16 protein-coding genes are annotated in these 19,867 nt (G+C 59.9%); 6 read left to right on the forward strand and 10 right to left on the reverse strand.

Annotated features, from left to right (window positions below; translation table 11 throughout):
- Positions 1 to 110: 110 nt before the first annotated feature.
- The 7 genes from sufA to PH562_RS14960 all read right to left on the reverse strand — a co-directional run bounded on the left by sufA (position 111) and on the right by PH562_RS14960 (position 7,131).
- Complete coding sequence (gene sufA / locus PH562_RS14930; RefSeq protein WP_113229793.1) at positions 111 to 500, reverse strand: Fe-S cluster assembly scaffold SufA; 390 nt, start codon at positions 498 to 500, stop codon at positions 111 to 113.
- Between the two features lie 76 nt (positions 501 to 576).
- Positions 577 to 957, reverse strand: a complete 381-nt coding sequence (locus PH562_RS14935; protein ID WP_015340010.1) for an SUF system Fe-S cluster assembly protein — start codon at positions 955 to 957, stop codon at positions 577 to 579.
- A gap of 11 nt (positions 958 to 968) precedes the next feature.
- Positions 969 to 2,210 carry a cysteine desulfurase gene (locus tag PH562_RS14940; protein ID WP_285173869.1) on the reverse strand — a complete coding sequence of 414 codons (1,242 nt, stop codon included), beginning with the start codon at positions 2,208 to 2,210 and terminating at the stop codon, positions 969 to 971.
- A gap of 15 nt (positions 2,211 to 2,225) precedes the next feature.
- Complete coding sequence (sufD, locus tag PH562_RS14945; protein ID WP_285173870.1) at positions 2,226 to 3,500, reverse strand: Fe-S cluster assembly protein SufD; 1,275 nt, start codon at positions 3,498 to 3,500, stop codon at positions 2,226 to 2,228.
- Between the two features lie 21 nt (positions 3,501 to 3,521).
- A complete protein-coding gene (gene sufC / locus PH562_RS14950; protein ID WP_285173871.1) occupies positions 3,522 to 4,277 on the reverse strand; it encodes a Fe-S cluster assembly ATPase SufC in 756 nt (251 codons plus the stop codon).
- Positions 4,278 to 4,348: 71 nt separating this feature from the next.
- Positions 4,349 to 5,818: a Fe-S cluster assembly protein SufB gene (gene sufB, locus PH562_RS14955; RefSeq protein WP_285173872.1), complete on the reverse strand. Its 1,470-nt coding sequence runs from the start codon at positions 5,816 to 5,818 to the stop codon at positions 4,349 to 4,351.
- Positions 5,819 to 5,964: 146 nt separating this feature from the next.
- On the reverse strand, positions 5,965 to 7,131 hold the full coding sequence (locus PH562_RS14960) for a cysteine desulfurase family protein (protein WP_285173873.1): 1,167 nt from the start codon (positions 7,129 to 7,131) through the stop codon (positions 5,965 to 5,967).
- Positions 7,132 to 7,364: 233 nt separating this feature from the next.
- Between PH562_RS14960 and PH562_RS14965 the strand changes: the two genes are divergently transcribed.
- Positions 7,365 to 8,042 (forward strand): alpha/beta hydrolase, encoded by a 678-nt coding sequence (locus PH562_RS14965; protein ID WP_004108794.1) that lies wholly within the window; start codon positions 7,365 to 7,367, stop codon positions 8,040 to 8,042.
- Between the two features lie 115 nt (positions 8,043 to 8,157).
- Here the strand turns inward: PH562_RS14965 and PH562_RS14970 are convergent, their stop codons facing one another.
- Entirely contained in the window at positions 8,158 to 8,673 is a 516-nt protein-coding gene (locus PH562_RS14970) for a GNAT family N-acetyltransferase (protein WP_285173879.1), read from the reverse strand.
- 180 nt (positions 8,674 to 8,853) lie between these two features.
- A complete protein-coding gene (locus tag PH562_RS14975; protein WP_483315350.1) occupies positions 8,854 to 11,361 on the reverse strand; it encodes a caspase family protein in 2,508 nt (835 codons plus the stop codon).
- A 284-nt stretch (positions 11,362 to 11,645) separates the two neighbouring features.
- Here PH562_RS14975 and tyrS point away from each other — a divergent pair, with 284 nt between their 5' ends.
- Together tyrS and PH562_RS14985 are read left to right on the forward strand one after the other, a co-directional pair.
- Positions 11,646 to 12,902 (forward strand): tyrosine--tRNA ligase, encoded by a 1,257-nt coding sequence (gene tyrS / locus PH562_RS14980; protein WP_285173882.1) that lies wholly within the window; start codon positions 11,646 to 11,648, stop codon positions 12,900 to 12,902.
- A 173-nt stretch (positions 12,903 to 13,075) separates the two neighbouring features.
- Entirely contained in the window at positions 13,076 to 13,402 is a 327-nt protein-coding gene (locus PH562_RS14985; RefSeq protein ID WP_285173883.1) for a hypothetical protein, read from the forward strand.
- Positions 13,403 to 13,453: 51 nt separating this feature from the next.
- Here PH562_RS14985 and PH562_RS14990 read toward each other — a convergent pair whose 3' ends face one another.
- The gene (locus PH562_RS14990) at positions 13,454 to 16,873 is read right to left on the reverse strand and encodes a YhdP family protein (RefSeq protein ID WP_285173884.1); all 3,420 of its coding nucleotides are present in this window, start codon (positions 16,871 to 16,873) and stop codon (positions 13,454 to 13,456) included.
- 128 nt (positions 16,874 to 17,001) lie between these two features.
- Between PH562_RS14990 and PH562_RS14995 the strand changes: the two genes are divergently transcribed.
- The 3 genes from PH562_RS14995 (at position 17,002) to PH562_RS15005 (ending at position 19,754) form a co-directional block, all read left to right on the forward strand.
- Positions 17,002 to 17,484 (forward strand): peroxiredoxin, encoded by a 483-nt coding sequence (locus PH562_RS14995; RefSeq protein WP_285173886.1) that lies wholly within the window; start codon positions 17,002 to 17,004, stop codon positions 17,482 to 17,484.
- A gap of 4 nt (positions 17,485 to 17,488) precedes the next feature.
- Complete coding sequence (locus tag PH562_RS15000) at positions 17,489 to 18,319, forward strand: ferritin-like domain-containing protein (protein ID WP_285173888.1); 831 nt, start codon at positions 17,489 to 17,491, stop codon at positions 18,317 to 18,319.
- Positions 18,320 to 18,437: 118 nt separating this feature from the next.
- Positions 18,438 to 19,754, forward strand: a complete 1,317-nt coding sequence (locus PH562_RS15005; protein WP_285173890.1) for a M23 family metallopeptidase — start codon at positions 18,438 to 18,440, stop codon at positions 19,752 to 19,754.
- The last annotated feature ends 113 nt before the right edge of the window (positions 19,755 to 19,867 follow it).

Genomic DNA, 19,867 nt, shown 5'->3' on the forward strand with positions numbered 1-19,867 from the left:
CACCAACGACTTTATCCAGTTTGACCGGGAGCCAAAGAGGTCGCGGATAAATCGAGGCGTCTGCTGATCAAAGCACGAAACGCATGGCGGTGAAATATGGAGAGCCAGCTTTAAGCGGGTTGCGCCGCCTGTCGTTGCGCCGCTAAGGCAGCCAGATCGGCAGGCTTCAGCTCGACAGATTCGCCGCAGCCGCAAGCGGATGTCTGATTGGGATTGGTGAAGATGAAGCCCGAGCGCAATGTCGTCGTCTCAAAGCCCATTTCCGTGCCTAGCAGATAAAGCACGGCCGAGGGCTCCACCCAGACCTTGGCGCCATCGCGCTCGATCAGGTCGTCTTTGGGATTCGGCTCGGTTACTAGGTCGATGGTATATTCCATGCCGGCGCAGCCGCCCTTCTTGATGCCGACGCGAACGCCCTTGGCATCGGGGCCGGAATTTTCGACGATCGCCTTGACGCGGGCTGCTGCCGCATCCGTCATGCTCATGATTGCGAAGCCCATGGGCTCATTCTCCTTCCGCAACCGGGGTCAAGATCCGGCGCTTCGAGTCTCAATGTAAAGCCGGCGGCCTAAAGCTTCAATACCAGCCGACAGCGACCTGCGCTTCTTCCGACATGCGATCCGGCGTCCACGGCGGATCGAAGGTCATGCTGACATCGACGCCAGAAACGCCTTCGACGGCGCCGACGGCATTTTCGACCCAGCCCGGCATTTCGCCGGCAACCGGGCAACCCGGTGCAGTCAGCGTCATGACGATCTTCACCATGCGGTCGTCTTCGATATCGATCTTGTAGACCAGGCCAAGTTCGAAGATATCGGCGGGAATTTCCGGATCGTAGACCGTTTTCAGCGCAGAGATGATGTCGTCGCTGAGGCGCGCCAGTTCATCTGCGGGGATGCTGGAATGCACGATCCCTTCGCGTACGTCGATCTTCTGTTCGCTTTCGTCGAGTGACATCGCTTGCCTCCTCAGGCAAAGAATTTCCGTGCATATTCCAGTGCATCGGCCAAGGCGTCCACCTCGGCGCGCGTATTGTACATGCCGAACGATGCACGGCATGTGGAGGTGACGCCGAAGCGTTTCAAGAGCGGCTGGGCGCAATGCGTGCCCGCACGAACCGCTACACCCTGGCGATCAATCACCATTGAGACGTCGTGGGAGTGTATTCCCGCAAGCTCGAAGGAGAAAATGCCACCCTTTCCCGGCGCAGTACCGATGACGCGCAGCGAATTGATATCGCGCAGCCGCTCCGCCGCATAGGCAGCGAGATCAGCCTCATGGCGAGCAATCGCTTCGCGACCGATACTGTCCATATAATCGAGCGCATAGCCAAGGCCGATCGCCTGCACGATCGGCGGCGTTCCTGCCTCGAAGCGGTGCGGCGGCTCGTTGTAGGTGACGTTTTCCTCGGTGACGTCGAAGATCATCTCGCCGCCGCCCTGGAACGGCCGCATCTCGGCGAGCCGCTCCTTCTTGCCGTAGAGAACGCCGATGCCCGAGGGGCCGTAGAGCTTGTGGCCGGTCATGACGTACCAGTCGCAATCGATATCCTGCACGTCGACAGGCATATGCACGGCCCCCTGCGAGCCGTCGATCAGCACGGGAATGCCGCGCTCATGCGCGATGCTGCAAACTTCCTTCACCGGAACGACAGTTCCAAGCGCATTCGACATATGCGTGATGGCGACGAGCTTGGTGCGCTCGGTCAGGCTCTTTTCGAAATCCTCGATATGGAACGCGCCTTCGTCGTCAACAGGCACCCAGACGAGCTTCGCCCCCTGCCGTTCCCGGATGAAATGCCAGGGAACGATGTTGGAGTGATGCTCCATGATCGAGACGACGATCTCATCGCCCTCGCCGATTTCAGGCATGCCCCAGCCATAGGCGACCGTGTTGATCGCTTCCGTCGAGTTTTTGGTGAAGACGATATCGTCGACCGACGGCGCATTCAGGAAGCGGCGCACCTTTTCGCGAGCCGCTTCATAGGCTTCCGTGGCGGCATTGGACAGAAAATGGAGGCCACGATGCACATTCGCATATTCGTTGGAATAGGCATGCGAGATGGCATCGATGACGACCTGCGGCTTCTGCGCTGAGGCGCCATTGTCGAGATAGACGAGCGGCTTGCCATGCACCGTCTTCGCAAGGATCGGGAAATCCCGGCGAATGGCTTCGACATCATAGGCCGTTGCCGGCACGATCTTGTCCACGGGCTTTGCCTCCAATCAGGCGTGCTTTTCCAGCCAGGCCGAGATAACGCCTTCCAGCGCCTCGACCAGGGCTTCGTCTTCCAGTTCCTCGACGATCTCGGCCACGAAGGCGTTGACGAGCATGGCCCGCGCCTTTTTCTCCGGAATGCCGCGCGCCATCAGATAGTAGAGATGGTTGCCGTCGATATCCGCGACAGTGGCGCCATGGCCGCACTGTACGTCATCAGCGAAGATTTCAAGCTCCGGCTTCACCGAAAACTCGGCATCGTCGGACATCAGCAGCGTGTTGCAGGCCATCTTGGCGTCGGTCTTCTGCGCATCCGGTGCGACCCGGATCATGCCCTGGAAGACGCCACGAGCGCGGTCGAACACCACGTTGCGGATAACTTCCGTGGAGCCGGTGTTCGGAACATCATGGCCAAGCACCATCGTCACGTCCGTATGGGTATCGCCGCCAAGCAGGTTGATGCCGCGCAGAGTCAGATCGGCGCCCTCGCCCGCTACCTTGATGTACAGCTCCTGGCGCACCAGCTTGCCGCCGGCGTTGATGACGAACAGCCTTAGTTTGGCATCTTCTCCGAGATCGATGCGAAGCTGGCCGAGATGGGTATCTTCGCTGCCCTGCTCCTGCAGGATAATCCAGGTGATTTCGGACCCTTTGCCGATCTTGACTTCGCTGACCGAGGAAACCAGCGCGGCAGCGCCTTCAACCGCCTGATGGCGCTCGATAAAGGTTGCCTTGACGTCTGCACCGAAAGTAACCGGCAGACGGCTGTGGATCTGGCCGCCGGCATGGATGAACTGCACTTCGAGCGGCGCTTCGAGTTCGGTGCCATCCGGGAAATCGATGACATAACCGTCACGCACAAAGCTCGCATTGATGCGGCCGATAGCGTCATCCTTGCCAAGAGCTTCGAGGCCGGCAGCAGCCGTGCCGTTGATCAGGCTGTCAGCGTAGCGTCCGACAGTCAAACCCTTGACGGCGGCCTTCTCGCTTGCCTTGCCCTGAAGAGCCGCGAGAACGGGAGAGCCTTCGACCGTTGCCGGGAGAGCCTCTACCAGCCCCTTGCCGATATCGCTCGGAACCAGGCGCAGCAGGTTCTTGAAATCGGTATAGTGCCAAGCCTCGACGCGGCGCGTCGGCAGGCCGGCGGTCTTCAGCTCGTCCAGCAGGCGATCGCGGACTGCAAAGACTTCGCCGTCACCGGGCAGATCGCCCATCTGGTCGTTATACGCCTCGATCAGCGCCGTCTCCGCGGCGGTGAGGCGGTTCGTCGTCTGAATGTTCATCGACTGTCCTTTCCGCCTCGATCAGGCTGCAGCACCGATGATATCGGCATAGCCATTGGCTTCGAGTTCATGCGCCAGCGTCTTGTCGCCGGACTTGATCACCTGGCCCTTGTAGAGCACGTGAACGGTGTCCGGAACGATATAGTCGAGCAGGCGCTGATAGTGGGTGATGACGATGACGGCGCGATCCGGAGAACGCAGCGCATTGACGCCATCGGCAACGATCTTGAGCGCGTCGATGTCGAGGCCCGAATCGGTTTCGTCGAGCACGCAGAGCTGCGGCTCCAAGAGCGCCATCTGCAGGATTTCAGCGCGCTTCTTTTCACCGCCGGAGAAGCCGACGTTGAGCGGGCGCTTCAGCATGTCCATGTTGATCTGCAGCTTGGCGGCAGCATCCTTGACGCGACGCAGAAAATCCGGCGTCGTCAGCTCGTCTTCGCCGCGCGCCTTGCGCTGCTCGTTCAGAGCAACCTTGAGGAACTGCATGGTGGCGACGCCGGGGATTTCCACGGGATACTGAAACGCCAGGAAGATGCCCTTGGCGGCGCGCTCAGCAGCATCGAGCTCCAGGATGCTCTCGCCGTTATAGAGGATATCACCCTCGGTGACTTCATAGTCCTCACGGCCGGCCAGAATATAGGAGAGCGTCGACTTGCCGGAGCCGTTCGGACCCATGATAGCGGCGACTTCGCCTGCCCTAACAGTCAGGTTCAGGCCGCGAATGATCTCGGTGCCGTCTTCGGCGATACGGGCGTGCAGGTTCTTGATTTCAAGCATTTTAGTATCCTATCGCAGGAATGAAGGTGCGGCGCGCGCGGCGCGCCAAAGCTAATTGTGTTTCGAGTGCGTCAGCCGACGCTGCCTTCGAGCGAGATGCCGATCAGCTTCTGCGCTTCGACGGCGAATTCCATCGGCAGCTCCTGCAGCACTTCCTTGACGAAGCCATTGACGATCAGTGCGATCGCCGCCTCGGTCGGGATACCGCGCTGCAGGCAGTAGAACAGCTGGTCTTCGGAGATCTTCGACGTCGTGGCTTCGTGCTCGAACTGAGCGGACGAGTTCTTCGCCTCGATATAAGGCACCGTATGGGCGCCGCACTTGTCACCGATCAGCAGCGAGTCGCACTGCGTGAAGTTACGCGCGTTCGACGCCTTGCGGTGAGCTGAAACCTGGCCGCGATAGGTGTTTTGCGAGACGCCGGCGGCAATGCCCTTCGAGACGATGCGGCTCGATGTGTTCTTGCCGAGATGGATCATTTTCGTGCCGCTGTCGACCTGCTGATGGCCATTCGAAACGGCAATCGAGTAGAACTCGCCACGGCTGTCGTCGCCGCGCAGAATGCAGGACGGATACTTCCAGGTGATCGCCGAACCGGTCTCGACCTGCGTCCAGGAGATCTTGGAGCGGTGGCCGCGGCAATCGCCACGCTTGGTGACGAAATTGTAGATGCCGCCCTTGCCCTGCTTGTCGCCCGGATACCAGTTCTGCACCGTCGAATACTTGATCTCGGCATCATCGAGCGCAACCAGCTCGACAACGGCTGCGTGCAGCTGGTTTTCGTCGCGCTGCGGCGCCGTGCAGCCTTCGAGATAGGAGACGTAGGCACCTTCCTCGGCGATGATCAGCGTGCGCTCGAACTGGCCGGTATTCTTCTCGTTGATGCGGAAATAGGTCGACAGCTCCATCGGGCAACGAACGCCCTTCGGCACGAAGACGAAGGAGCCATCGGTGAAGACGGCCGAATTCAGCGTCGCATAGAAATTATCCGAGGTCGGCACGACGGAGCCGAGATATTTGCGCACCAGTTCCGGATGCTCGCGGATGGCTTCCGAGATCGACATGAAGATCACGCCGGCCTTCTTCAGCTCTTCCTTGAAGGTCGTCACGACCGAGACGGAATCGAACACCGCATCGACCGCGATCTTCGGCTTTTCGACGCCGGCAAGGATCTCCTGCTCGCGTAGCGGAATGCCAAGCTTCTCATAGGTCTTCAGAAGTTCCGGATCGACGTCGTCGAGCGACTTCGGGCCAGCAAACTTCTTCGGCGCGGCGTAGTAATAGATGTCGTTGAAGTCGATCTTCGGATAGTCGACGCGTGCCCATGTCGGCTCTTCCAGCGTCAGCCAGCGGCGATAGGCTTCCAGACGCCATTCCAGCATCCATTCCGGCTCTTGCTTCTTGGCGGAAATAAAACGGACAATGTCTTCGGACAGACCCTTGGGAGCCTTATCCATTTCGATGACGGTCTCAAAACCATACTTGTATTGGTCCACGTCAATCAGGCGAACCTGATCGACCGTTTCCTGGACTGCAGGCATTTCGTTCTCCAATCTCGCCGGATCCAAGGTCCGGCAGCTTGTCAACGTTGCGGCAGACTTATGTCTGCCCTCTATGTAGTCGGCCAAAAGGGACTTTTCACCCCGATTGGCAAGCGGAAATTTCGGTTTCCGCAAAATTGTGGCCCTTAGGCCGCCGCGCCCGCGAGCTTGCGCCTTGCCGCTATGCGGGCAAACGCAGCGACTGCGCGATCGATATCGGCTTCGGTCGTGCTCGGCCCCAGCGAAATACGGAGAGCCCCGAGCTTCGGGTCGCACCCCATCGCCACGAGCACATGGCTTTCTCCCACCTTGCCCGACGAGCAGGCTGAGCCCGCCGATATGGCAACCCCTTCAAGATCGAAGGCGATCTGGCCGGTTTCGGATTTCAGTCCCGGCAGCGTGAAGAAGCTGGTGTTCGGAACGCGTGGGCCATTCTTTCCGTGAATGATGACATCCGGTGCCGCAAGCTCCATGCCCGCCTCCAGCCGGTCGCGCAATGAAGCGATCGCAGCATTGCGAACCTCGAAATCTGCCGCAGCAGCCTCGGCTGCCACACCGAAGCCGACGATGGCAAGCGTGTTTTCCGTGCCCGAGCGATGGCCCTTTTCCTGGCCGCCGCCATGGATCAACGGCTTCGGCATCAGCACCTCGCCGCGCGAGACGAGCGCGCCAACGCCTTTAGGGCCGCCGATCTTGTGCGAGGATAAAATCAGAAAATCCGCGCCGATCGCATTGATATCGAGCGGAACGCGGCCAGCCGCCTGAACCGCATCGACCACGAAGAGCCCGCCGGCAGTCTGAACAAGCTTTGCCGCCTCAACGACAGGCTGGAGAATTCCGGTCTCGTTGTTGGCAAGCATGATCGCCACCATCGGCAAGCCGCTCGCCTTGTCGTGGGCAGCGAGCATGGCCTCCAGTGCAGCAAGATCGACCGTACCGTCCGATGTCACCGGTATTTCGCTGACATTATCCCTGGCAAATCGCCCGCCTTCGCGCACGGCCGGATGCTCGACAGCCGATATATAAAGGTGACTGACAACGAGAGGCGTGCGCCCCATGCGGAATTCCGGCGTCAGCACCATATTGGCCGCTTCGGTGGCGCCGCTGGTGAAAACGACGTGGGCAGCTTCTGCGCCCGCAAGAGCCGCAACTTGCCGGCGTGCGGCCTCGACAGCTGCGCGCGCTGCCCTACCTTCGCCGTGAACGGAATTGGGGTTGCCTTGAATATCCATCGCACGCAGCATGGCTTCGCGGGCCGCCGGATGGAGCGGCGCGGTAGCATTCCAGTCGAGATAGAGGCGTGTTGCAGCCATAATCTTCTTCCTGCGCGACTTTGCTTTGCTGCGACCGGCTCATTTTCCTTGAAATTTCAGCCGGGCATGCCTTATGACACGTTCCACAAACCGTTGCGCAAACAACGCGCGGACCACCGCATCAAGTTTCGAATTGTTCTAAACTGCGTTCTAGAAAAGATGAGCGCATTCGTCAAGTCAACTTGCTGCGTGCCGTAAGGTTTGAACGCAGAAAAAGAAGAGCCGGAGTATCGATGCCCGAAGTAATTTTCAACGGCCCCGCGGGTCGCCTTGAAGGCCGCTATCAGCCCTCCAAGGAAAAGAGCGCCCCGATCGCGATTATCCTTCATCCCCATCCGCAGTTCGGCGGTACGATGAACAATCAGGTGGTCTACCAGCTCTTCTATATGTTCCAGAAGCGCGGCTTCACCACGCTCCGCTTCAATTTCCGCGGCATCGGCCGCAGCCAGGGCGAATTCGACCACGGTGCCGGCGAACTTTCCGATGCGGCGTCGGCGCTCGACTGGGTTCAGAGCCTTCATCCTGATTCGAAGAGCTGTTGGGTTGCCGGCTACTCCTTTGGCGCCTGGATCGGCATGCAGCTGCTGATGCGCCGTCCGGAAATCGAAGGCTTCATGTCGATCGCGCCACAGCCGAACATTTATGACTTCTCCTTCTTGGCACCCTGCCCCTCGTCCGGCCTGATCATCAACGGCGATGCCGACAAGGTCGCGCCTGAAAAGGACGTCAACGGGCTCGTCGAGAAGCTGAAGACCCAGAAGGGCATCCTGATCACGCACAAGGTGGTTCCGGGAGCCAACCACTTCTTCAACGGCCAGGTCGAAACGCTCCTCGGCGAATGTGAGGATTATCTCGATCGTCGCCTGAACGGCGAACTGGTGCCGGAACCGGCTGCCAAGCGCATTCGCTAAGAAGCAGCGCCCTCTCAGAGCGTTTCCGCCGTTCTTTGAAACACGGAAACGCTCAATCTTGCTGTTTTACGCATTCCAGTCGAAAATCCGCTGCGCATTTTTGCCGGAACTGCTGCTAGCGTGACATCCTGAAGCAAAGGCCTGCAGTGCCGCTGACAACGATCGGCGCTTCGTACTGCATGCCGATTTTTTGTAGCACCCGCTGCGAAGCAACGTTTTCCGGATGCGTGAATGCGATGAACCGGTCAGCAAAGCCGCGGCGGAAAAACCACTGCGCGAGTGCGCCGGCGATCTCCGTGGCGTAACCGTTGCCCCAGGCGTCCTGCCGAAGCGAATAGCCGAGTTCGAACTCGCCCCGCCCCCTCTCCTGAAGGCGCGAAAAGCCGGCGCGACCGATAAAGCGTCCGTCCTCTCGTCGCAGCATCTTATATTTGGTCACGCCATCTCGCGCATGTTCATCGAACCAGCTTTTCAGCCGCTCCTCGGCCTTCTCCAGCGTCCAAGGAGCCGCGCCCGAGAGATAGCGCGTGGTCTCGATCGTAGAATGCAATTGCCGAATCGCTTCGGCATCACCCTTGTCCCACATCGTCAGAACGAGGCGTGGGGTTTCGAGTATGATGGTTTGACTCATCTGCCTTGCCTGTATTCCTGATGGATCTGCTTCCTGCCGTAACGTGTATGGCGACCCCGATTGACAACCGGCCGATCAGTGCTAACCGCTCAGGCTGATTTCAACAAGTCGATCAAGCGACAATATCGCGTGCGAAAGCCCGCCGAAGCGGGCCTTCAGATTATCGCCTGGTATCATCCGTCAGTGACATGCCGGCAGGCCGGGAGCGCCGCATTTCTTCTTTTCCGGAGGCTTCTGCGGCGGAGGCGGAGGTGGTCTCTTCGCCTGCTGCTGCACGACCTTCGGCTGCGGCTGCGGTTGCGGCCTGGGTTGAGCCTGCGGCTTCGGCTGAGCCTGTGGCTTTGGTGCCTGCGCCACCACATGGGGCGCGGGTTTGGGTTGCGCAGGAGCCGGATTGGCTTGCCGGGGCGGCGTAGCAGCGACATGCGGCTGATTGTTGACCCGAGCTTGGTTGCTGGGGATGGCCTTGGGCTTCGCCGGAGTTCTGGCGGCGACAGCCGGCGCTGCCGGGACCTGCGCATTGGGCTTCGGTGCAGCGGCAACCGGATTCGGTTTGCCGCCCGGCATTGCTTGCGGTGCCGGGGTCTTGGCAATCTGGCTTTGCCCCTTCACGGCAGGTGCATTACCAACGGCCGGCAGCGGTTGTCCCTTGGCACCGGGAAGCGCATGTGTGTTGGCGTTCGGTGTCGTCTGAGGCTGTTGAGCCTGCTTCGTCTGCGCCGCGCCAGGGTTGGCTGGCAGCTTGCCCGTGGCTGGCAAAGGCTGACCGTTCGCGCCGGGAAGCGCGTGAGCAGTGGCATTCGTGCCTTGCTGGGTAGGTTGAGTGGCAACAGCCGGATTATGCACCGCATTCGGCGCAGCTTGCGGCGGTTGCCCCTGCTTCGTCTGAGCCGTTCCCTGATTGACGGGCGGCTTGCCACCAGCCGGCAGCGGCTGACCATTTGTGCCTGGAAGCACGTGGGCAGCGGCATTTCCGCCTTGCGGCTGCGCCGACGGCGCCGCCGCCGGAGCAGCTCCAGGCACCGTCTTGACGGCCGCGGCGGGATTCTGCGTTTGTATAACAGCGGCCTTCTTCTGCACCGATGGCGGCAGGGCAACATGCAGTGCCGCGGCACCCGCGCCGGCAAGGACAGCGGCTCCGGCGATCTTCTGCCCTGTCGTCAATCCCGGAGTTGCCGGTGCAGCTCCATTTTCGTTGGTCGTGGTAGTGGTATTGTTGTTGATGACCGTCGTGTTGTTCACGACCGTATTGTGGATGTTGTTGAAGATGACGTTGTTTTCCGGCGGCGCGACATCACGGGGCGGCTCCACCCAATCAGGGACCGGAACGTAGGTCGGCGCCGGCAACACGTAGAGATCGACCGCGGGCTGCGGCGGCGGCAGCACGACGAAATCCGGCGGCGGCGGTGCCAGGAAGACAACGGGCGGCGGCGGGGCATAACCGAAATCGGCATCATCGAAATAAAGCACGGGACGGTCGACATAGACCACTTCCGGCGGCGGCGGCGGCGGCACATCATACTCGATCACGGTGAAGGACGGCGGCGGCTCGAGGGCTGCCTCGAAATGCTCGAGACGGCGGCGGGCATCCCAGACATGGGGACCGCGCGGATAGCGCCTCAGATAAGACCAATAGGCTTCGGGCGTATCGGCAATCCAGGTCTCGCGCCAGGTGATAGCCTCGCGGCGGGCGGCAACAATGGCGCGGACACGCCTGACCATGGAATCGTTCGGATAGGCGGCGAGGAAATCCTCATAGCCCTGCAGCGTGTCGCGATCGAGCGCCGCGAAATAGGCATCCCGTTCGTCGAAATCGCGAATGGGCTTCGTCCGGTTTGCCACATCCTCGGTGCTCGGCACAGCAGCAGCCGGCGCATTCGGACCGCGATCGAAGAAAGTGAAGGCGTTCTTGAATTTGGAGGCATCCCAGGAAATCTCGGCGCCCTTGGTCAAGTCGCCGACCCGCAACCGTGTGCGATCGAAGACGTCATCAAGCGAAAGGCCGCCAACACGGATCATCTCAGCCAGCGCATGCGCGTAGGAACCATAGGGACCGGCCTCCTGCGGTGCGACCGTGCCGGGCGCGGCATTGAACGCGATCAACTGATTGGCATCGGGATCGACCAGCGCCAGACCGCCGGCCAGCGGCTGACTGGACTGCACGAAGGGATTGGCCCTCGCCGTATCCAGCACGACAATGCTGCCGCGATTGTTTATGGCGGACAGCGATTTGGTGAAGTCGCTCATGCGGACCGCCTGAACGGGGACATCCGTGGCATTGGCGATCTGCGCATCGATAGGCACGAAATAATTATCGCCCTGATACTGCAAACCGTAGCCCGCTAGATAGACGAAGACGACGGTATCGGGGCCCGACGCGTTGGCTTTCGTCAGAAAGTCGCGCATGGCATCGCGCAACCCGTTCTGGTCGAGGTCGCGCGCGCCGATCACATCGAAGCCCGCGGCCTGCAGCGTTTGCGCGATCAGGCCGGCATCGTTGGCCGGCGTCGGAAGCGCGCCCACTGTGTAGGCGGCATTACCCACGACAAACGCTATTCTCTTTTCAGGGGAACCCTGAGCTTCGGCCGGATTCGCAGCAGCAATACCGGCCAAAACCAACATCATGGCAAAAAATGCCCAGATCGTCTTTGTGGATGACAATCCCAACTTCGAAAGCAGAGGCGACATACCGGTTTCTTTCACGAAACATGAGGTGCGTACGGGGATCAACGGAAAATCACTAGGATTTAATTCGGGCGAATGCGCGGCTTATTCCCGGCAGCTTCGCGACCATGTTACGATCTATTGACGTTCAGAAGCGCTCGTTTACACATCTCGCCAGCGCCGAAACTTGTCGTCTTCCCCACCAAAATGATGACGCGTGCGTAAATCGGTGCTAAACGCGCCCCGCGACATCAAACAATAGCGACCTCGCCGCGCTTTCAGGCATGCGGCATCGAGAGACCAAGATCATGGCTGAGTTCAAATCCGATTTCCTGCACACCCTGCAAGAGCGCGGCTTCATTCATCAGATTTCCGATGAAGCCGGCCTCGACGACCTCTTCACCAAGGAAACCGTGACGGCCTATATCGGCTATGATCCGACGGCATCGAGCCTCCATGTCGGCCATCTCACCCAAATCATGATGCTGCACTGGCTCCAGGCGACCGGCCATCGGCCGATCTCCCTGATGGGCGGCGGCACCGGCATGGTCGGTGATCCCTCTTTCAAGGAGGAAGCACGCAAATTGATGACCATCGACATGATCGAGGACAATATCGCTTCGATCAAGCGCTGCTTCTCCAACTACCTCGACTACAATAAGCCGGGCAACGCTGCCTTGATGATCAACAATGCCGAGTGGCTGCGCTCGCTGAACTATCTCGAATTCTTGCGCGATGTCGGCCGGCATTTTTCCGTCAACCGCATGCTGTCCTTCGACAGTGTGAAGACGCGCCTTGACCGCGAACAGTCGCTGTCGTTCCTCGAATTCAACTATATGATCCTGCAGGCCTACGATTTCGTCGAATTGGCCAAGCGTTGCGATTGCCGTCTGCAGATGGGCGGCTCGGATCAGTGGGGCAATATCGTCAACGGCATCGATCTCGGTCACCGCATGGGAACGAAGCAGCTCTTTGCTTTGACCTCGCCCCTGCTGACAACCTCTTCCGGTGCCAAGATGGGCAAATCGGCTTCTGGCGCCGTCTGGCTGAATGCCGACCTGCTGCCGGTCTATGATTTCTGGCAATACTGGCGCAACACCGAGGATGCCGACGTTCCGCGCTTCCTCAAGCTGTTCACGACATTGCCGATGGACGAGATTGCACGGCTTTCCGCCATCGCGGGCTCCGAACTCAACGAGGTCAAGAAGATCCTCGCGACTGAAGTCACGGCGATCCTTCACGGCCGCGCGGCAGCCGAGCAGGCCGCCGAGACCGCCCGCAAGACCTTCGAGGAAGGCGGCCTGTCGGAAAACCTGCCGTCGATCGACGTCCCGGCTTCCGAACTTGGAGCCGGAATCGGGCTTCTGGCTCTGATCGTCCGCGCCGGCCTTGCCGGTTCGAACGGCGAGGCACGCCGTCATGTGCAGGGCGGCGCAGTGCGCATCAACGATCAGGCCATCAGCGACGAGCGCAAGGTGATTGGTACCGGCGAAGTCACAGCCGATGGTGTCATCAAGCTCTCTCTCGGCAAGAAGAAGCACATCCTGATCCGTCCGGCCGCTTGAGCGTCCGGATAGGAAGAGACGAAGAGAGCCGGCGCCCTCGCGCCGGCTTTATCATTTGGGCCAGCGCGGATGCATAGTATTATCAACGCTGGCCGGATGATTTTTTCATTCCCATGTCGGATTGCGGCCTGCCCATTCGTCCTCAGCTCAGACCATGTGCATGGAGGTGACTTATGGATGAATTGCCGGTGATCAAAACGAGGCGTAAAGGCCGAAACCTTACGCAAAGCATGCTGATTCCAAGCGAAGGCATGATCATCCGCGCACTCTGGGCGGCACCGCCGGGGCTATTGTCTGACATTGCGGACTTGAGACAGGCACTTGCCAGGCAGTATGGCGCGGATGCCTGCTGCCCTGTCACTGTTCAGCGACATCTGGTTCAGATCAGCCAGAGCGGCACGGCTCCATTCTGGCGCATCGTGGACCCTGATCGACCATTCGCCAAGCGCATGAGCGGTGGGCCGGAGCGCATACGCGAGCGACTGGCGGAAGAAAGATAGTCCACCTATCTCTCCACTATCGAAAGGCGGCAGCCTCGGCTTCGCGCCGCTTCAATACTCAAATATCTGCCTGAAAACGCCCGGCGCGATGATCGAGAGAGGATTGATCTGCAGGTTCGATTTCTCGATCGTACCGGTCAGCCTGAAGGTAATGCCGATCAAGCCGCGATCGCTGCCATTGCCCAGGATGAAGCCGACGATCGGAACTTCCGCGAACAGCCGGTTCAGGCCGTAGGCGGGCATGAAGGTTCCCGTCATGTCCATCTTACCGTTGGCATCCTTCAGCACGCCCTGGAAGGTTGCCCCGACCTGCACGCCCCGGACGACGCCATTTTCGACGGAGAGCACCCCATCGCGCATCACCAGCCGCGCAAAGCCGCGCTCGAAATTCTGCGAACGCGTATCGATATTCTGCTTCACAGCCGAATTCAGGCTTTTGCCGTTCTTTCCGCTCGGCGTCGATACGATGGTCGAGAGTTTCTTGTCATCGATGATGGAGAAGTTGCGGATGTCGAGCGAGCCGTCCCAGTCATCCTGCCCGATCGAGCGCAGCGACAGATTGAGCAGCCCACCTTGCAAATGTTTGTAGAGGTCGGTGAAGCGCGCAACCGCACCGGCGTCGCCGCTTGTGATACGGATGACGCCATTGGCGCCTTTGCTCATCTGGGTGACGAGGGCTTCGCCGCTACGGGTTATGCCGGAAAAATCGGCAGCTGTCGTCTTGCCGCCGGAGATCGAATAGACGCCTTTGACATTGCCGATCGTCTCATCGTTGAAGCCGATGACCTTGTCGAGATTGGCGCGAACGGTTGCGCTCGCCGAAGCGTCTCCGTCCGAACTCTGCTGGCCGCCCGATGTTGACGCCTTCAGGCGCGCAAGGATCGGACGTATGTCGGCGGAATTGCCCGATATCGCGACGTCGTAGCCGCCACTCTTGCCCCGCTTCAGCGAAAGCGCGAAATCATCGAGCGCCGAGAGCTTCACGCTGTCGAAGCTTGCCGAGGTGAGACTTCCCTTGCTAATCAGAAGATCGCCGCTGGCGCCGAACCCATCCCCCTTGAGCGTGAAATTCTTGAGCGTCGTCTGGCTATCCGGACCGGATGCCTCGAACTGCGCAGTCGCCGCAATGCCGCTGCCCTTCGACCAGCCGACCCACGGCACGGTCAGGGCAGCTTTGCCGAGATCGACCTTGACGCCCTGGCGATCATCGTCGATGCGCGTCAACTCCACTTTGACAGGCCCGTCAACTATGTCCCGAAGCCCGGGCAGAACGGTGTTGCGCTGCGCATCGGTCAGTGTCGCCGTGATCACGCGGGCGCGCTTGACGGTCGATTTGCTGTCGGTCGGTTCCACCATGTCGATCTGGGCCGGAATACTGTCGATCTGGGCCTGAGCTTGCAGATGCACGGATTGCGGATCGGCCGAAATCACACCGGTCAGATTGTCGATCTTGCGATTGTTCATCGGCTTCAAGAGATCGACATTGTCGAGATTGAGCTTTGCCTGCCAGTCCGGCGGAGGCGGCTGCTGATCCTTGATAAGCCCTATCCTGGCATCGACCTTGGCGACGATCTTGCCGTTGAAATCCTCCGGCTTGAATTCGGTCCGCTGCAGGACCTCAAGAGGCTTATAGGTCAGAAGTTCGCCGATCGCATCGCCGGAGCCTGAAATCGTCAAATCAAGATCGGCCATCAGCGGCTTGTCGTAAGTCGCCGGGATCGAGAAGCTGCTGTCACTCAGCGTGATCGTACGGCCTGTCGGAAAATAGGACGTGGCCGTGGCGATATTGACGACCATATTCGGACCGGTCAGATCGAAATGCGCCTTGGTATCGCGCAACGGCGGGATTTCGCCTGGAATATTCATCCGCGCGCCGTCGATATCGAAGGCAATATGCAGCTCGTTTTTGCCAAGCTGCAGCTTGCCGGTCTGTGCCGCCTCTCGCAGCCGGCCAGCCGGAATGAAGACCGATATGGCGGCATTGGTTACCGAGCCACCGAAAAGATTGCCCTCGACCCAGATCCTGGGTTTCGAAGCCATCCAGAAAGGCCACAGCTGTTTGACAACGGCCGTATCCAGCTTGTCCGCACGGCCACCGAAACTGATCTCCGGCGAACTATCACCGAGCTTCATATGCAGGGAGCCGAAAAGCGCGCCCTGCGGCGTCGATATGCCGAGATTGTCGAACTGAAATTCCTTGGTCGCAGAAAAGAAGCGCCCCGTGGCGCGACCGTCGAAGCTGACGGGCTTCTCCCCCGAGAGAGATGAAGCGGCGACGCCGTCCTTGATCACGAAATCGATGCCGAAACCCTTGCCTGCATTGGCGTCGACACGATCGAGATCGATGATCGCACCGGAAAAGGGTGCAATCGTCCGGAGAAACTGCGCTTTGGAAGGCGCAATCTCCAGGGTCTGGTGATCGAAGTTGTACGCGAGGTTGATATTGGCCTGCGTCAACTCCTGCGCATCATGGTCCATATATAGGATGCCGGGCTGGACATTGATGGTTGCGCTCAGCTTCGGATCGACGCCTGCGTCGCCCCTGACGGCCGAAAGCGTGACGTCTCCGAAGGCCGTCAGCCCCTGCCGTGGCGTCCCGTTCGGGTCATAGGTCATCGTGAGGGGCTTGAGATCGAGATTGGATATCCTGGCCGCCAGCGACGAGCTATGACCGGCCTCATTTTGATCCGCCCTCACGTCCAGGAGCGCTACCGACCCATTGAGCGCGACCTGGCCATAGAGATGCAGAGAATTCGGCGCCGCCCGCTCGAATGTGAGGTTGTCGACGACGAGGGAGATCGGATCACCGTCCTGTCGCGCCAGCTTCATCGAGAAGCCGGAAATGCGCACGGAGTTCGTGCCGCCGCGCTGGACGAAATGTTCGAGAAAATCGAGATTGTCGAAGGCCGCATTCAGGGCCTTGGGCAAGGCATCGACGCGCAAGGCGGTCAAATCCACCGGGTCGCCTTGCGGCAGCAGCGAAGTATCGAGCGCGATCCCCTCTGCCGCTACACTTGCCACTTCCACCCTGCCCTCGATGAGGGCCAGTGGGTCTAACTCCATGTTGACGGCTGACATCGTCGACAGATGCTTGCCGCTCTCCTGATCGACGACATTGACGTCGCGGGCCTCCAGCGCCAGGCGCAGGTCGGAGGTAAAGCGGATCACGGTCGCGCCGACCTCTGCCTTGTAACGCGGGCCGATCGCCTGATCGAGGGCGGTTTGCGCCTTCTGCGACAGCGGCGCATCGAAGATGCCGCCTTCGATGGTCGCGATGACGGCACCGAGAATGATGGCGAGAAAGGCAAAGAAAACCAACGTCATGCGGCAGACGTGCCAAACATGCGAGCGCTTGCGGCGAACGCGCTCCGGCACATGCACGATCAACGGATCTTCGACCTGAGCGGACGGCAGATGGTCGAGCGACACGAGATCCTTTTTGCGGAATGTTACCTTTTCGCCTCGGATCACTCCTGCGCGTGCCTTTCACTTATACAATTTTGTTGGTGACGCTGCGTCCCATTGGACGGCACACGCGAGCAGTATATATGCCTTACCTCAAGTGTCATCTAAAAAACCGGCAAAAGAAAGGTTTTCCCGTGGCGGAAGTTTTTCCGATTCAACTGAACATCGGCGACAAGGCACCGGATTTCGATCTTCCGCGCGATGGCGGCGAGCGCGTTCGCCTTGCCGATTTTGCCGGCAAGCCGCTGGTGATCTATTTCTACCCGAAGGACGATACGACCGCCTGCACGACAGAATCGATTACCTTCACGGCACTGTCAGCCGATTTCGCAAAGCTCGGCGTCGCCCTCCTCGGCGTCTCGCCTGACACGGTGAAAAGCCACGACAAATTCGTCAAGAAGCATGCGCTTTCCGTGCCGCTCGCCTCCGACGAGGAAAAGACCATGGCAATGGCGTATGGCGTCTGGCGCGAAAAGAGCATGTACGGCCGTACCTATATGGGTGTGGTGCGTTCGACTTTCCTGATCGATGCCGATGGGCGCATCGCTGCAATATGGGATAAGGTCAAGGTCGCTGGACACGCCGAAGCCGTTCTGGCGGCAGCCAGGGAGCTCTGAGGGCATGCCCGGCAGTCCCGAAACCATCACGTCGCTGCGCGGCGGCGCCATTGCCGCGATCCGTTCGGCCGATCTCGATCTGAAGACCGAGCTCGCCCAGGAATCGGCGACACGTTGGTTTGCCCGCACCCTGTCGTTGCGCTCGCCGCTTGACCCGCCGCTCGCCGATCGGCCCGGCCGGCCCGAAAAGCCGGAGCTTGTGCCGCCGAAAAACATGGAGAAGCGCTCGCTGCATACGCTCAAGGGCCGCATCGCATTGTTGCATGCCATTGCCCATATCGAGCTGAATGCCGTCGATCTGGCGCTCGATATCGTCGCGCGCTTTGCAACCGGCCCGGTTCCCAATTCCTTCTTCGACGGCTGGATGCAGGTTGCCTTCGAAGAGGCCAAGCATTTTCGCATGGTGCGGGCGCGCCTGCGCGAGTTGGGTGCAGACTATGGCGATCTGCCAGCCCACGACGGTCTGTGGCAGGCGGCCCATGCGACCCGCACCGATCTGACCGCGCGCCTGGCGGTCGTGCCTCTGATCCTCGAAGCGAGAGGTTTGGACGTGACGCCGGCCCTTCAGGCGAAGATGCGCGAAACCGGCGATCTCGAAAGCGCCGCCGTCCTAGATGTCATCTACAATGACGAGAAAGGCCATGTTGCCGTCGGTGCGAAATGGTTTCGCTTCCTCTGCGCTCGGGAGAAGCGCGATCCGGCTCGAACCTTCCAGGAACTGGTCCGCGCCAACTTCCGCGGTTCGTTGAAGGCCCCCTTCAATGACATCGCGCGGGCGGAAGCCGGGCTGACGCCATCCTTCTATCGCTCCCTGACATCTACAAGCAATGCCTGATATACTACTAGCAACAAGCGGCTTTTCCGGCATTTAATACTGCAATAGAAAGCATTCGTTAACCATAATGTCGTGTACTTCCATCGGGTGCCAACGGGCACCGATTGGGAGAGTCTCGGTGACAGCAAAGCCTCAGAACCGGGTTTTCGGCAAGCAACAACGGCATCACACCATCATCCTCGCCAGCGGCGATACGGTGCGACATATGACCGTGCGCCCATGGATGGCCGCGGTCGCCGTCTGCATGGTCGGGGTCTTTTCGATCGGCTATCTTCTTGCGACCTCCTACCTAGTCCTGCGTGACGATCTCATCGGCGCGACGATGGCCCGCCAGGCGCGCATGCAATATGACTATGAAGATCGCATCGCCGCGCTGCGTGCCCAAGTCGACCGCGTCACCTCGCGTCAACTCCTGGATCAGCAGGTCGTGGAGGAGAAGGTCGATAAGCTGATCGAACAGCAGCAGCAACTTTCCTCACGCAACGGCAAGCTCAGCACTCTTCTCGACCGGGCAGAGAATTCCGGCCTGACCGACAAGAGCGTGCATCCAGATGCCAACGCTGTCGTGCCAAAGAATGAACATGCCCAACTGACCTCACCAAAGGCAATCGAAAAGCTTCTCCTGAGCGGCAAGCCGGCTGACGCCACACCCGACAACTCCACGCTCGCCTATGTCCCTGCCCCCGAAACCGTCGCCGACCGTGCCGATCGGGTCTTCTCCAAGGTGACGCTGTCGCTGAAGCACATTGAGCAGGATCAATTGTCCCGCATCCGCAATCTCACCGCTGGTGCGTCAGAAACCGCCAACGAGATCCAATCGATCATGCAGAACGTCGGGATCAGGGTTCCGAACGAGGTCGCCAATGCTGCTCGTGAAGACACGGATGGCGGCGTTGGGGGGCCTTATGTGCCGCCTGAGAATGTCGATCAGTTCGAACAGTCCATGGCGGAGCTCGATACCGCTTTGACGCATCTGGAGACGGTGCGGAGTGCCGCCGAAAGCCTGCCATTCCGCAATCCGGCACCAGGCAAGCTCGTTACCAGCCCTTTCGGCAACCGCAAGGATCCCTTCTTCGGCACGCTGGCCCTCCACACCGGCACGGATTTTCATTTCAGCCCCGGTGAGAGGATCAAGGCCACCGCCCCCGGCAAAGTGGTTTCGGCGGGCTGGACTGGCGGGTACGGCAACATGGTGGAGATCGACCACGGCGACGGTATCTCCACCCGCTATGGGCATATGGAACAGGTGCTCGTCAAAGTCGGCGACAAGGTTGGCGCCGGCGATGCGATCGGTCTGGCCGGCAGTACGGGGCGCTCGACAGGAACTCATCTGCATTATGAAGTGCGCGAGAACGGACATGCCATAGACCCGATGTATTTCATTGGCGCCGGCACGAAACTCGCAAGTTACATCAGCGGATTGGGCGCAATTTAGCTGCGGGAATTGTGACAAACGCGCAACAAAGATGGCACTAATCCGAAAATTGCGTTATGAATGAACTTCAGGCCTGTTGAAGCTTCTGCTTTCCTTGACTTCCCGGGTATTTG

It is taken from the genome of Rhizobium centroccidentale, from assembly GCF_030182565.1.
Classification (GTDB): Bacteria; Pseudomonadota; Alphaproteobacteria; order Rhizobiales; family Rhizobiaceae; genus Rhizobium.

Excerpts from the sequence above, each read along its gene's own strand:
- sufA (WP_113229793.1), bottom strand. The coding sequence starts at position 500 with ATGGGCTTCGCAATCATGAGCATGACGGATGCGGCAGCAGCCCGCGTC.
- PH562_RS14935 (WP_015340010.1), bottom strand. The coding sequence starts at position 957 with ATGTCACTCGACGAAAGCGAACAGAAGATCGACGTACGCGAAGGGATC.
- sufD (WP_285173870.1), bottom strand. The coding sequence starts at position 3,500 with ATGAACATTCAGACGACGAACCGCCTCACCGCCGCGGAGACGGCGCTG.
- sufC (WP_285173871.1), bottom strand. The coding sequence starts at position 4,277 with ATGCTTGAAATCAAGAACCTGCACGCCCGTATCGCCGAAGACGGCACC.
- sufB (WP_285173872.1), bottom strand. The coding sequence starts at position 5,818 with ATGCCTGCAGTCCAGGAAACGGTCGATCAGGTTCGCCTGATTGACGTG.
- PH562_RS14960 (WP_285173873.1), bottom strand. The coding sequence starts at position 7,131 with ATGGCTGCAACACGCCTCTATCTCGACTGGAATGCTACCGCGCCGCTC.
- PH562_RS14965 (WP_004108794.1), top strand. The coding sequence starts at position 7,365 with ATGCCCGAAGTAATTTTCAACGGCCCCGCGGGTCGCCTTGAAGGCCGC.
- PH562_RS14970 (WP_285173879.1), bottom strand. The coding sequence starts at position 8,673 with ATGAGTCAAACCATCATACTCGAAACCCCACGCCTCGTTCTGACGATG.
- PH562_RS14975 (WP_483315350.1), bottom strand. The coding sequence starts at position 11,361 with ATGTCGCCTCTGCTTTCGAAGTTGGGATTGTCATCCACAAAGACGATC.
- tyrS (WP_285173882.1), top strand. The coding sequence starts at position 11,646 with ATGGCTGAGTTCAAATCCGATTTCCTGCACACCCTGCAAGAGCGCGGC.
- PH562_RS14985 (WP_285173883.1), top strand. The coding sequence starts at position 13,076 with ATGGATGAATTGCCGGTGATCAAAACGAGGCGTAAAGGCCGAAACCTT.
- PH562_RS15000 (WP_285173888.1), top strand. The coding sequence starts at position 17,489 with ATGCCCGGCAGTCCCGAAACCATCACGTCGCTGCGCGGCGGCGCCATT.